This is a genomic window from Membranihabitans marinus (assembly GCF_019802045.1).
Classification (GTDB): domain Bacteria; phylum Bacteroidota; class Bacteroidia; order Chitinophagales; family Saprospiraceae; genus Membranihabitans; species Membranihabitans marinus_A.
The window spans coordinates 201,605-214,566 of record NZ_JAHVHU010000007.1; the positions used below are offsets into that span (position 1 = coordinate 201,605).

Annotated in this window: 9 protein-coding genes; 4 read left to right on the forward strand and 5 right to left on the reverse strand. The window is 45.7% G+C overall.

The window, feature by feature from the left end:
- Nucleotides 1-350 precede the first annotated feature (350 nt).
- On the reverse strand, nucleotides 351-1,574 hold the full coding sequence (gene icd, locus KUV50_RS08180; RefSeq protein ID WP_222579634.1) for an NADP-dependent isocitrate dehydrogenase: 1,224 nt from the start codon (nucleotides 1,572-1,574) through the stop codon (nucleotides 351-353).
- A 170-nt stretch (nucleotides 1,575-1,744) separates the two neighbouring features.
- On the opposite strand from icd, the gene KUV50_RS08185 reads away from it, so the two are divergent.
- Nucleotides 1,745-3,016 carry an alpha/beta hydrolase family protein gene (locus KUV50_RS08185; protein WP_222579635.1) on the forward strand — a complete coding sequence of 424 codons (1,272 nt, stop codon included), beginning with the start codon at nucleotides 1,745-1,747 and terminating at the stop codon, nucleotides 3,014-3,016.
- 70 nt (nucleotides 3,017-3,086) lie between these two features.
- Here KUV50_RS08185 and KUV50_RS08190 read toward each other — a convergent pair whose 3' ends face one another.
- Nucleotides 3,087-4,913, reverse strand: coding sequence for a TonB-dependent receptor (locus KUV50_RS08190; protein ID WP_222579636.1), 1,827 nt, complete (start codon nucleotides 4,911-4,913; stop codon nucleotides 3,087-3,089).
- Between the two features lie 138 nt (nucleotides 4,914-5,051).
- Between KUV50_RS08190 and KUV50_RS08195 the strand changes: the two genes are divergently transcribed.
- Both KUV50_RS08195 and KUV50_RS08200 read left to right on the forward strand, forming a co-directional pair.
- Nucleotides 5,052-6,188 carry an acyl-CoA dehydrogenase gene (locus KUV50_RS08195; protein WP_222579637.1) on the forward strand — a complete coding sequence of 379 codons (1,137 nt, stop codon included), beginning with the start codon at nucleotides 5,052-5,054 and terminating at the stop codon, nucleotides 6,186-6,188.
- Between the two features lie 41 nt (nucleotides 6,189-6,229).
- Nucleotides 6,230-6,763: a DUF3575 domain-containing protein gene (locus KUV50_RS08200; RefSeq protein ID WP_222579638.1), complete on the forward strand. Its 534-nt coding sequence runs from the start codon at nucleotides 6,230-6,232 to the stop codon at nucleotides 6,761-6,763.
- A gap of 328 nt (nucleotides 6,764-7,091) precedes the next feature.
- Here the strand turns inward: KUV50_RS08200 and KUV50_RS08205 are convergent, their stop codons facing one another.
- The gene (locus tag KUV50_RS08205; RefSeq protein ID WP_222579639.1) at nucleotides 7,092-8,738 is read right to left on the reverse strand and encodes a PQQ-dependent sugar dehydrogenase; all 1,647 of its coding nucleotides are present in this window, start codon (nucleotides 8,736-8,738) and stop codon (nucleotides 7,092-7,094) included.
- A 234-nt stretch (nucleotides 8,739-8,972) separates the two neighbouring features.
- On the opposite strand from KUV50_RS08205, the gene KUV50_RS08210 reads away from it, so the two are divergent.
- Nucleotides 8,973-9,812: a 1,4-dihydroxy-2-naphthoyl-CoA synthase gene (locus KUV50_RS08210; protein WP_222579640.1), complete on the forward strand. Its 840-nt coding sequence runs from the start codon at nucleotides 8,973-8,975 to the stop codon at nucleotides 9,810-9,812.
- 126 nt (nucleotides 9,813-9,938) lie between these two features.
- Here the strand turns inward: KUV50_RS08210 and KUV50_RS08215 are convergent, their stop codons facing one another.
- On the reverse strand, nucleotides 9,939-11,423 hold the full coding sequence (locus tag KUV50_RS08215; RefSeq protein WP_222579641.1) for an SLC13 family permease: 1,485 nt from the start codon (nucleotides 11,421-11,423) through the stop codon (nucleotides 9,939-9,941).
- A gap of 52 nt (nucleotides 11,424-11,475) precedes the next feature.
- Nucleotides 11,476-12,903 (reverse strand): PQQ-dependent sugar dehydrogenase, encoded by a 1,428-nt coding sequence (locus KUV50_RS08220; protein WP_222579642.1) that lies wholly within the window; start codon nucleotides 12,901-12,903, stop codon nucleotides 11,476-11,478.
- Between the last annotated feature and the right edge of the window lie 59 nt (nucleotides 12,904-12,962).

A 12,962-nucleotide genomic window follows, 5' to 3' on the forward strand; every position in this document is an offset into this window, starting at 1 on the left:
AGACCAAGATCTTCGAAATCGCAAGCGAATGAACCGAAAAAAGTACTTGTCTGTTCAAAAAAATTAAACACCAACGCAGGCAGTACCGAGCCTGCCCCGTCAGGGGTGTTAAGTAATTTCTACCATCCCATAAACTCACCTGTTCTTCCCACATCGGGAAACAGTTTTATAAAATTGATCATGTGGAAGGGACACCTCATTCATTACAAAAGGGGAATTTACGAACACTTGCCGCAAATTCCCCTCTGTATTTCTCTGTAAAGCTGCTCAATAAGGCATTTTCACAGTTACCTAAACCTTCTCAACAACTCAACAATCTCAACACCTCAACAACTCAACAACTCAACATTTTAGTCCATGTTTTTGATAATCTCATCGCCAAATTCAGAGCACTTCAACAAGGTAGCTCCTTCCATCTGACGCTCAAAGTCATAAGTGACACGCTTTGCTGAGATAGCACCCTCAATGCCCTTTATAATCAAATCAGCCGCTTCATCCCACTTCATATAACGGAACATCATTTCTCCCGACAATATCACGGAACTTGGGTTTACTTTATCCTGACCAGCATATTTAGGTGCTGTACCGTGTGTAGCTTCAAATATAGACTTTCCGGTCTCATAATTGATATTAGCTCCAGGTGCAATACCGATACCACCCACTTGCGCTGCCAGTGCATCAGAAATGTAATCGCCGTTGAGGTTCAGCGTAGCAATGATGTCATATTCTTTCGGTCGTAAAATAATCTGTTGCAAGAAGGCATCAGCGATCGCATCCTTTATGATCAGCGATTGACCGTCCTTGTTGATAATCTGCCATGGACCGCCTTCGTAATCTTCAGAATTATAATCGTTTTTAGCAACGTCGTACCCCCACTCTTTAAATTTACCCTCTGTAAATTTCATAATATTTCCTTTGTGAACCAGCGTCAACGAGGAAGATCCTTTATCCAGCGCATACTCGATGGCGGATCGAACCAGTCGTTGGGTTCCTTCGACAGAAACAGGCTTTACACCAATTGAAGAGGTTTCAGGAAATCGTATTTGGGTTGCACCCATTTCATTGACTAAGAAATCAATTACTTTTTTTGCTTCTGGTGTTCCTGACAGGTATTCGATTCCGGCATAAATATCTTCTGTATTCTCGCGGAAAATGGTCATATCCACATCACCCGGTGTCTTCACCGGAGAAGGTACTCCCTGAAACCAACGGACGGGTCGTACGCAAGCGTATAAATCAAGCTTTTGTCGCAAAGCAACATTGAGCGATCGTATTCCACCACCAACCGGCGTCGTCAGCGGACCTTTGATAGCTACCAGGTATTCTTCGATGGCATCCAAAGTAGCTTGGGGCAACCATTCTCCCGTCTCATCGTAGGCTTTCTGACCTGCTAATACTTCTTTCCATTCGATCTTTCGCTGGCCTCCGTATGCTTTTTCAACAGCAGCATCAAATACCTTTTCAGAGGCGGCCCAAATGTCAGGACCGATCCCGTCTCCTTCGATAAACGGAATAACCGGATTATCTGGCACATTCAATACTCTATTATTAATGGTGATTTTTTGTCCGCTCATAACTTGACTTCGTTTTTAAAATGAATAAATAATAGGGCCGCAAAGTTAAGATAATCTTCGATATTCCCTTAATCAAAGCAGCAATGATATCAACCCAATATCAGCTACTTTGTTTTGCGATTGTTAATCCTCAAAATATTTTGTACTTTTCCACCAAACAAAGTCAACCTATGCGAAAAATTGCAATTTATATATGGATGTCATTGATATCAGTTTCGCTCTACAGCCAAGAGGTAAACTACGATGAAAATAAAGTCCCTGACTTTCAACTACCCGAGTTGTTAACGACATTCCACGGAAAGTCCATCAATGATGCATCGGCCTGGGAATCTGTGCGAAGACCAGAGATTCTGAATGTATTTCGAGAACAAATGTATGGCACGAACCCTGTACATCAGGTTGAAGTTGACTTTAAATTGGTTAAAAACAAGGAGAAGGTGTTGGATGGAGTGGCTGACCTGAAGGAAATCGACCTTATTTTCTCCAACGATCAGGGAAAACACACAGCGCGTCTGCTTTTATTTTTACCTGCTCACGTAGAAGGACCCGTCCCGGTGTTCCTCGGCATGAACTTTTACGGGAACCACACCATTCATCCTTCAGCATCGATTTCATTACATCAAAGCTGGGCAAGAGACAATCCACTTTTCTTAATTTCTGACCAAAAAGTGGACGACCGATCAAGAGGGGTCCGGTCTTCCCGCTGGCCTGTGGAATACATCTTATCCCATGGTTATGGACTGGGTGTGATATATTACGGGGACATCGACCCCGATTATGATGATGAATTTCAAAATGGTTTGCACCCCTTATTCTATAAAAAAGGACAAACCAAACCCACCGAAAAAGAATGGGGAAGTATCGGAATCTGGGCATGGAGCCTTTCCCGCGCCCTGGATTACCTCGAAACCGATGCAAAAGTCGACCATGACAAAGTGATTGTTTTCGGGCATTCCCGGCTGGGAAAAACATCCTTGTGGGCTGGGGCCCAGGATCAGCGGTTTGCTGGAATCATTTCCAATAATTCGGGATGTGGGGGCGCCGCACTTTCCAAAAGAAAAGTAGGGGAGACCGTCAAAATTATAAATAACGCCTTCCCCCATTGGTTCAATGATTACTTTACCCGCTTTAATAACAATGAAGAGGAACTTCCATTTGACCAACATATGCTGATCAGCCTGATGGCACCCCGCCCCGTGTACATCGCCAGTGCCAAAGATGATGAATGGGCTGATCCACGTGGTGAATACTTGTCCGGATACTACGCTGCACCGGCCTATAAATTATACAATATGCAAACACCATCGACCATAAAGTCTCCTGCCATAAATCAACCTCGCATGACGGAGAGTGTTTCTTATCATATCCGGTCGGGCCGGCACGATGTCACCCGGTATGATTGGGCACAATACATCCGTTGGGCAGATAAGTATATAAAATAAAGCTTGATTCCCCCCGGGATCTTATGCGGCATTATCAAGGCATTGGATAAGAATGGCGTGCCCGGCGTGATCAATGCACCAGCTTCATGCTTGCGCCTCCGTTGAACCAACGACCCGGCATAGGGACTCCATTGGTTTCGGTGTACTTTTCATTCAGCAAATTATTGAACTGAAGCCATACTTTTCCTTTTTTCCATCGATAGCTTACCGATGCATCCATCAAAAAGTAATTGGCCAGATTTACCCGGTCGAGGTATCGTCCGCTTAGACTGTAGTTTATTTTATCACTAATATGGCCTTCGAGCTGGATCATGGCTTGATGCTTCAGATTATCGAGCGCATACCGAGAAAATGCAGCCTGGTCGGTGTTGATCAAGTCTGCCTGGACATAGGTATAAAACAACTTCAAATGTGAAAATTGAAGCGGATTTGCTCCAAAGCGATAATGACTATCCCATTCCAACCCGTTGACCTGCGCATGATAAAAGTTTCGTGGTTTCCACGGATCATTCACATCTTCTTTTACCCAGTCAATTAGATTTCGACTATCTCGCATATACCAAGCCAGGTTCAGATACCAACGATCACCAAAATATTTGGCTCCGATTTCATACGTCATAGCCTCTTCCGGTTCCAGTTGTTCATTCCCTATGTTAGTCGGACCGACATAATAGAGATCCGTGTAGGTCGGCACACGATAAGTCTGCCCCACATTCGCGTAAATATTCCAGCGGTTATTGACTGCATACCCCACATCCATTCCCGGATAAAAGAAGGTTCCAAATTCTGAAAAGTAATTCACACTGAACCCCGGTGTGATGGAAAGTTTGCGAGACTCCCATCTGTGCTCGAGAAACAGGGCTGCTTCCTGCCGATGATGATCCCCCAGGTTGTTACTTTCTATCCCCAGGGATCGAACTTCTACACCCAGTCCTGTCAGACCAAAATCGGTTTGATACCCCGATTGTACTTCCATGCCCAGCGTATTGGTGACGTGCAAGTTCAGGTATTCTTCCGGTTTGCCGCGGACCAAAAGATACTTGTCCTGATTTCTCCGCCAGTAGACGGAAGGTTTGACGTGCCACTTATTACCAACTTTTGCGTATTGGATGTTCGCTGTACTGGTTTGTATTTCTTCATATTGATCTACATGAGCGGGGCTGGCATAAAATCCATTTGCGCCAAATTTGCGATCTGCGTGGCCGGCAAGTACCGACCATTTTCCAAGATCCGATTTCCATTCATTCTGATAAAACAGCTCTGTGGTTTTAAAGTCGGTGTTGTGCCGGTACCCATCGCTTCGCATATGAGATGCATTGAAGAGCTGCCGAAAATCACCCGAACCCACCGTCGTTGCCGCGCTACCCTGTACTGTTCCGTAGGATCCTCCTTCCAATCGAAAAGTAGACTGGGGGGTCTTCGGAACCCGGGTAATAATATTAATCGCCCCAGCAAGGGCATTCTGACCATACCGCCGAGATCCCGGTCCTTTAAGCACCTCGATTCGTTCGATGGATTCCAGGGGTACAGGTATATTTAGTGAATGATGCCCGGTTTGTGGGTCATTGATCTTAACACCATTGATCATAACCAGAACTTGTTCAAAGGTCGATCCGCGCAAACTAAGATCCGCCTGGCTGCCCTTGATTCCCCGGTTGCGAACATCAACACCCGGCAAATAGGAAAGCACTTCATTCAGACTTTGCACGGGAAGCCGGTCTATATCCTGACGGGTTAAAAAATGTATGGTCCGATTGGACTGGGAGAATGGGAGTTGAATTCGCTGATCCCCGATAGTCACATCCGGTATACGCACGATGGTATCAGATTGACCATTTAGTGAAGGCAAAAATAAAAGTCCACATAACAATGCACAAAAATATAACTTACTATTCATGAAGAGCGGTTAACAGTTAATGATTACCCGTAGGTCAATTCGAAGATTTATGGCAAGCTAATACAGCGATTATATTATTTGAACGTTCTATAAACCTACGCAAAGATCAAAAATTTCAGTAACTTGAATTAAAAAATCATGATAGATTTTTCTGAAGAACAAAGGATGATCCGAAAAGTAGCCCGGGAATTTGCTGAAAAAGAGTTGCTCCCCGGGGTCATAGAACGAGACAAACACGCCCGCTATCCCAAAACAGAAATTAACAAAATGCACGACATGGGCTTCATGGGTATGACGGTCGACCCCGCTTATGGAGGCGGTGGTATGGATACCTTGTCCTATGTAATTGCTATGGAAGAAATATCTAAAGTAGATGCTTCCTGTGCCGTGGCCATGTCCGTAAACAACTCGCTTGTTTGTTGGGGACTTCAGAAATATGGCACGGACGAACAAAAAGAAAAATTCCTCCGGCCCCTGGCTTCCGGAAAAAAGCTAGGAGCATTTTGCCTTTCCGAACCGGAAGCCGGATCTGATGCCAGTCATCAACACACTATTGCCGAGGAGAAGGAGGATCACTACCTTTTGTCTGGGACCAAAAACTGGATCACCAACGGAAAGAATGCAGACATATATTTGATTATGGCTCAGACCCACCCGGAAAAAGGCTCCCATGGCATTAATGTTTTTATAGTAGAAGCAGACACCGACGGGTTGACGACGGGAGAAAAAGAAGACAAAATGGGAATTCGCGCCAGTGACACCTGCTCTGTCATGCTCGACCAGGTTGTCGTTCCCAAAGAAAACAGGATAGGCGAAGATGGTTTCGGGTTCGCCTTTGCAATGAAAACACTGGAAGGCGGGCGCATCGGGATCGCTGCACAAGCCCTGGGAATCGCATCGGGTGCCTATGAACGGGCTCTGAAGTATGCACAGGAAAGGGAAGCCTTTGGGGTTCCAATTTACAAGCACCAGGATGTATCCTTTAAACTAGCTGATATGGCTACAGAACTAGAGGCATCAAGACTTCTGGTTTATCATGCAGCGATGGATAAAGATGCCGGAAGGTCTTATACAGTTAGCGGGTCCATGGCCAAACTCTATGCTGCTGAAGCAGCCATGAAAATCACCACGGAAGCTGTGCAGATTCACGGTGGATATGGGTATGTCCGGGAATACCATGTCGAGCGTATGATGCGCGATGCCAAAATCACCCAGATCTATGAGGGCACCTCCGAAATACAAAAAATTGTAATTTCAAGGTCTATTTTAAAGTAAACCCACTTTAATAACAATCTACTACTAAAGCTATTGATAACATGAATCACATTCCACTGACCTTTGCTCTTATATTGATTTTCGCCACGGCTGGCATGACCCAGAAGGCACTCTTTAAGGTCAACCTCTATACCTTTATAAAATACAGCGATCCCGAAGTCTATATGGAAATCAATCTCAATGATAAATCCAGCATCGATGCGGCACTCCGGCTTGGTTTCAACAACTCTCCGTTCAGCAACCAGATTCACGCCAATGTGGACATTCGCGCAGGCTACCGCTACTATCCGTTGCATGAGATTTTCCAGACACCGATAGGTTTCTTTCTTCGACCCGTCCTGGGATTTACATCGCTGTATGGCGGTGGACTCAATCCTGGAGGCGGCGGCATCAACCAAGTCGGGAACCGCCGAAGCAGTTTCCAGTTTGGGGGTACCGGTGGCTTTCAATACGTCTTCAATAAAAAGTTTGCCATTGATCTTTTTTACGGTCAAGCCTATCACCTCAGCCTGAATGACAACTTCGGTTCTGGCTTCCAGCCAGTGTATAATATTGGCGTAGGGTATGGGTTTTAGCAATTATGAATGGTTAGTTATTAATGGGTCGTTGGTCATTGGTACGCCTAGCTGCTGCACAACGGTAGGTAAACTTTGTCGTTGGCTGTTGGATGTGCGGGACAACCAGGAATAAATAGGTTTTTCAGACATAAAAGCGCGTAGGATCAGCAGAAAAAGGGCGCCAAATAATCCATGGAAAGTATATCAACCACTGAAATTAATCATTGAGTCCACTCCAGATAATACTTAGAGCAATGTTTTGCTCCGTCCCCAACGAGTTGGGGATTAGCCCGGAGTGATAAATATTCCGCCAAATTGGCTTTTAACGTTATTAAACAATTAATGATCAGTTCTTCAAGATCTTCGTCACATAGGTTTTCTGGCCCACTAAAAACTTCAGAAAATACATACCGGTGGGGATATTGCGAAGAGATACAGAACCAGGTAGAGAAGATTTCATCTTCCGGATTAACTGACCTGTACTGTTTCGGATCTCAATGATAGCGTTGGTCAGAGACTCCTCTGTTTCTATAGTCAGATGATCCGAAGCGGGATTGGGATATACTTTTATATTGTAAAAATCTACCGCTTCAGTAGCCGTCAGCATAACACTCAGAATCTCAGAACCGGCCTGACAACCATCTTGGTCGACCACGGTAACATAGTAGTTCCCATTCTGATGGCTGAAAAAAATCGGACTTTCTGTGGTATCAATGGCCTTAAAAAGCGCTTTATCGTCCGAGTCAGCATGATAATGCCAGATGTATTTTTCATAGGTGGAGTCCGCCTGGAGCGCTATTGAATCCCCATCGGTTGATTGTTGGGTGAATTCCGGTGTGCTGATTTCACAGTTCAAAAAAATTTTATAGATCTGGCCACTGAGTGAAATAGCAAAAAGATTACCTTCCTTATCTTGAGCAAAAGAAGCAATACTGTTTTTCTTATCAATGGTCTCCAGAGACTTCACCACTGCACTTTCAGAATCCTTCAATACGGCCATATATACATTCCCGGACACGTAATCGGCAAAAAAGTACCGGTTCTCCATCCCATCCACCGGACCTCGATACCGGTAGCCGCCGGTAATGGACCGATCCCCTGTCGTATGCTTTCGCGTAATAACTGGATCTACATAAGAACCGTCACAATCGTCATCGGTATTGTATCGCTGATCACCTTCATAGCATCGCCATCCATAGTTCAACCCACCTTCTGCATCAGCGGCTTCATAACTGATTTCTTCGACCGCATTTTGTCCGACATCACCCACCCACATATCACCGTTTTCACGGTCAAAACTAAACCTCCAGGGATTTCGCCAACCCCAGGACCAAATTTCCGGTTGGGCATTATCGACATTTTTGAATGGATTATTTTCCGGAATGGCATAAGGATTGCCCTTGTCCACATCGATCCGCAGCATTTTACCCAACAGGGAAGTGAGGTTTTGTGCACGGTTCTCCGGGTCACCAGCTGATCCGCCATCCCCCATTCCGATATACAGATAACCATCCGGCCCAAAACGGATGCACCCCCCGTTGTGGTTCCCATAAGGTTGATCTACCGTGAGAAGAACTTTTCGAGTCTTTGGGTCAATCTCATCAGACTCAGGGAAAAACTCATACCGGACCACCGCCGTGCTGTTGTTTTCATCGGTGTGGTTCAGATAAATATAAGGAGTATCCGGATAAGCCGGATGCAATGCTATGCCAAGCAGTCCTCGTTCACCACCAGCATTGGCAATGTGGTCTTTAATATCGAGAATCATATTTAGTTGATTCCCTTCTTCATCAATGGTCTTGACCTTTCCCGCCTTTTCGATCAGAATAAAGTCGTCATTCACCCAAGGTGCCATATCGATAGGTTGATTGTGCGATTCACCCCAGGGTGTGAGTTCGATATTCGTCTGAGACCCTGCCGGACTGCACCCAAATAAGACAAAAGAAAATGCAATTAAAATTTCATGGAATAAATAGAAAGGATTGGAATTCATGGTCAAGATGGTTTATTTGTTGGCTATTATTACGACCGCCGGGATAAAAAGTGCCATAACATAAAAGTGTAACGGCAAATGCACCTTTTATGTTGAACAACGCTGTGTTAAACCCTTGATTTTGTTAATGTTTGGTAGAAATAAGACTATAGGTATGGTATAATATACTACTACATCTACTTTTTGATAATTTGCTAAATCCCTATCTTTACCCCATCATAAAAAAGAACACCTATGAACACACCCAAATGGATTACCGCCAAAGAATACACCGACATTACCTATAAAAAATGCGATGGTGTCGCGCGGATCGCATTTAATCGTCCGGAAGTACGCAATGCGTTCCGCCCCAAAACAACCTCCGAATTACTTGACGCCTTTCACGACGCGCAGGAAGACACTTCCATCGGGGTGGTTTTGCTATCGGCTGAAGGACCGTCCCCGAAAGATGGGGTTTACAGCTTTTGCAGCGGCGGGGATCAACGCGCAAGAGGGCAGCAGGGATATGTGGGGGAAGATGGTTACCACCGGTTGAACATCCTGGAGGTGCAGCGACTCATCCGTTTTATGCCCAAAGCAGTGATCGCTGTGGTGCCCGGGTGGGCCGTGGGCGGAGGCCACAGTCTTCATGTGGTCTGTGATATGACCCTGGCGAGTAAGGAACACGCTATATTCAAACAAACCGATGCCGATGTCACCAGTTTCGACGGCGGATATGGAAGCGCCTATCTGGCCAAAATGGTGGGGCAGAAGAAAGCGCGGGAGATTTTCTTTCTAGGCAGGAATTATTCGGCTCAGGAGGCTTTTGATATGGGTATGGTGAACGCCGTCGTGCCTCACGATGACCTGGAGGATACTGCTTATGCATGGGCACAGGAAATTCTGGCGAAATCTCCGACAAGTATAAAAATGCTCAAATTTGCCATGAACCTGACCGATGATGGGATGGTCGGACAACAGGTTTTTGCCGGTGAAGCAACGCGCCTGGCCTATATGACCGATGAAGCAAAGGAAGGAAGGGATGCTTTTTTGGAAAAACGGAAACCGGATTTTGAAAAAAAGTGGTTGCCTTAGATTTAGATTCATAAGCCGGGTTGGGAGGACGGTGCGCTGGGATTGTGAAGCTAAATCATCCCGGAACCATAAAACCCGGGCTTTGCAATCCCACGGTCGCTACGCTTCCTCAAAGCTTGCAAACCCCTACACAGAGATTCCAAACACCGGTATTCCCCATAGATACATTCCAATAATTACCAGAATCACGGCGATAACATCGATGACAATGCCTGCCTTGGCCATATCGATGATACGCAAAGGACTGCTGCCAAAAATAATTGCATTGGGTGGCGTGGCTATCGGCAGCATGAAAGCCAGCGAAGCAGCCAATGTAATAGGAATCATAAGCAATAGCGGTGGAATTCCCGATGTTTCAGAGATACCCGCTACGATGGGCAGAACCATTTCTGTCGTAGCGGTATTGGAGGTAAACTCCGTCAGGAATGACATTCCCGCTGTAAGAACTGCCATCAGTTCTACCGGGCTCCAGTTGCTGTTCTCCATTACCTGCTGACCGAGCCACAAACCCAATCCGGTTTCCTTCACGGCCAGCGCCAGTGCAAATCCTCCCCCAAACAACAATACAATATCCCACGGTAATTTGACCGCTGTCTTCCAATCCATCAGGCCTGAATTTTCCCGGGAAGGAATCAAAAATAGAAGCACTGCCATAGCAATGGCAACTGAACCATCATTGAAATACCCCGGGTTGTCAAACAACTGCGACCAGCCTGGCACCGAAAAACCACCAATCACAATCGGGGTCCGGAACACCCACAGCAAAGCCATCAGAGTAAACAGCCCACCGACCCACTTTTCTTCCCGGGACATCGAACCCAGTGCCGTGTATTTTTCCTGCAACAATGTTTTAGAAATACGATCCATGTTCTTTTTAGGAACATACATCAGGTAAAGAACGATCAACGCCACCCCCAGAATAATCAGACTCAAAGGCAATGCAAAAATAAACCAGGAAGAAAAACTGATTTCCGGGGCCTCGGGAAAAGATATAGCATATATCCGGGCGAACGACAGATTGGGCGGGGTCCCGATCAAAGTCGCTGTACCTCCGATGGAGCATGCATAAGCCAAACCTAAAAATACCGCAATGCTAAATCGCCGGATGATCTTATTCGGGTAAAAGTCTTCGAGATTTTTCATAATCGACAGGCTGATCGGCACCATCAGCATAGCAGTGGCAGTGTTGCTCATCCACATCGACAAAAAATATCCGGCAAACATGAATCCAAATAAAATATGTATCGGTCTTTGCCCCACCTTCAAAAGAATAAATAAAGCGATTCTCCGATGTAAATCCCACTTTTCCATGGCCAGTGCCATGATAAAACCACCGATGTACAAAAAGATAACGTAATTGACATAGGCGCCCGCCGCTTCACCACTATCCATCACTCCAAACAAAGGGAATAAAAATACAGGTAGTAAAGAGGTGACCCCAATCGGTATGGCCTCCGTAACCCACCAAAAAGCCATTAGAATAGCTACACCAGCCGTGTACGTCAAAACGGGACGTTCCGGATCCAATTCCACTAAAGACACAAAACACACAAACAATACGATCCCAGCTAAAACCAAAAACTGCCTGCGCTGTATAAATTTCTGCTTCAATTCAAATCACTTATAAATCACTTATAACTGGTTTGCAGTGTACGTCCACGACCTACTTCTCAGGCACAAGCCTGACCACAAAACCCGGATTTCCTTCGACCCCGACATAGATATAACCATCCGGTCCCATGGCAACACTACGTACTCGCCCTATTTTCTTTAAAAGTGGTTCCGTTTCGATCACGTCCTCTCCATCCAATACTATACGTTCCAAATAACGATACTTCAAGCTGCCTACCAATAAATCACCTTCCCAGTCGGGGTAGCGGTCTCCGGTGATAAAAGTCATCCCGCTCGGAGCGATGGACGGAACCCAATAATGCAAAGGGTCTTCCATCCCGGCTTTTTTTACTTTATCTGTAAATGTGGTGCCACTGTAATTAATCCCATAGGATACGACGGGCCAACCATAATTCAGCCTGGGGCGTACGATATTGATCTCGTCTCCACCACGAGGACCGTGCTCATGGGTCCATACGGCTCCTGTCTCAGGATGTATCGCCATTCCCTGCGGATTTCTGTGTCCATATGAATAGATCGATGGGACTACACCCTGTTGATCTGCAAACGGGTTATCTTCAGGGATAGAACCATCCGCATTGATTCGGTGGATCTTTCCAGGATACCGGTCCATAGCTTGTGGATTATCATCTCTTTTTCCCCGATCACCGACCGAAACATACAGTGTGCCGTCTGCAGCAAATTCCATCCGTCCGCCGTAATGATGACCGGTTGCCAGATAGGGAGTGGCCTCAAAAATGACTTCAGCATCCTTGAGTTGGTCTCCATCCAGCTTCGCCCTGGTGATCATGGTGGCTGCCAAAGTTTCGCCGTCTTCCTCTTGTGATGACGCATAAGAGAGATAAAGCCAATTATTCGTTTCAAATTCCGGATGCAAAAGCACCTCAAACAGTCCACCCTGACCGGCATAGTGTACTTCTGGTACACCTTTGATTTCAGTCTGATTTCTCATTTTGTCTACCCGATAAAGTTTTCCTGCCTTGTCTGTCACCAATAAATCTCCTCCGGGAAGAAAAGCCATTCCCCAGGGGCTCTTCATATCGGTCATCACCGTGTCCAGCTTCAGATCGTATGCCTCTGCAGAAAAGACATCGGAACTATCGCTCGCATCTGCAAACTGGTATGCTTCGATCTTTTCACGGATCGTCAGAATATAAGTTGCTAAAGAATCGATGGCACCTGCTGAATACACAGAATCGTAGCCGGGCATGTCTTCTTCTGGAAGTCCATGGGCTATGACCTGGATAATAGAATCTTTTTCCGCTCCATATTCCCATGTCCGGTCGGAGAATGCTGCGACTTCTACGCCATGACAAGAAGCACAAGCTTGCTGGTAAATGGCTTCTGAATGTTCATATATATTTGCTTTCCCAATGGGTTTATCCGAAGAAGAATCACAAGCCCAAATGGAAAGGGCTGTCGCAAACAGGATCCAAAGCGTAAGTCGAGTGTATTGCATAATTTGTTTTTGAAGAAGAGCTAAATATAGTCAAATAAAACCCGTATTTTTGCCCCAAA

What these genes read in the sequence shown, in the direction of transcription:
- icd (WP_222579634.1), bottom strand. Translation starts at nt 1,574, where the DNA reads ATGAGCGGACAAAAAATCACCATTAATAATAGAGTATTGAATGTGCCA.
- KUV50_RS08185 (WP_222579635.1), top strand. Translation starts at nt 1,745, where the DNA reads ATGCGAAAAATTGCAATTTATATATGGATGTCATTGATATCAGTTTCG.
- KUV50_RS08190 (WP_222579636.1), bottom strand. Translation starts at nt 4,913, where the DNA reads ATGAATAGTAAGTTATATTTTTGTGCATTGTTATGTGGACTTTTATTT.
- KUV50_RS08195 (WP_222579637.1), top strand. Translation starts at nt 5,052, where the DNA reads ATGATAGATTTTTCTGAAGAACAAAGGATGATCCGAAAAGTAGCCCGG.
- KUV50_RS08200 (WP_222579638.1), top strand. Translation starts at nt 6,230, where the DNA reads ATGAATCACATTCCACTGACCTTTGCTCTTATATTGATTTTCGCCACG.
- KUV50_RS08205 (WP_222579639.1), bottom strand. Translation starts at nt 8,738, where the DNA reads ATGAATTCCAATCCTTTCTATTTATTCCATGAAATTTTAATTGCATTT.
- KUV50_RS08210 (WP_222579640.1), top strand. Translation starts at nt 8,973, where the DNA reads ATGAACACACCCAAATGGATTACCGCCAAAGAATACACCGACATTACC.
- KUV50_RS08220 (WP_222579642.1), bottom strand. Translation starts at nt 12,903, where the DNA reads ATGCAATACACTCGACTTACGCTTTGGATCCTGTTTGCGACAGCCCTT.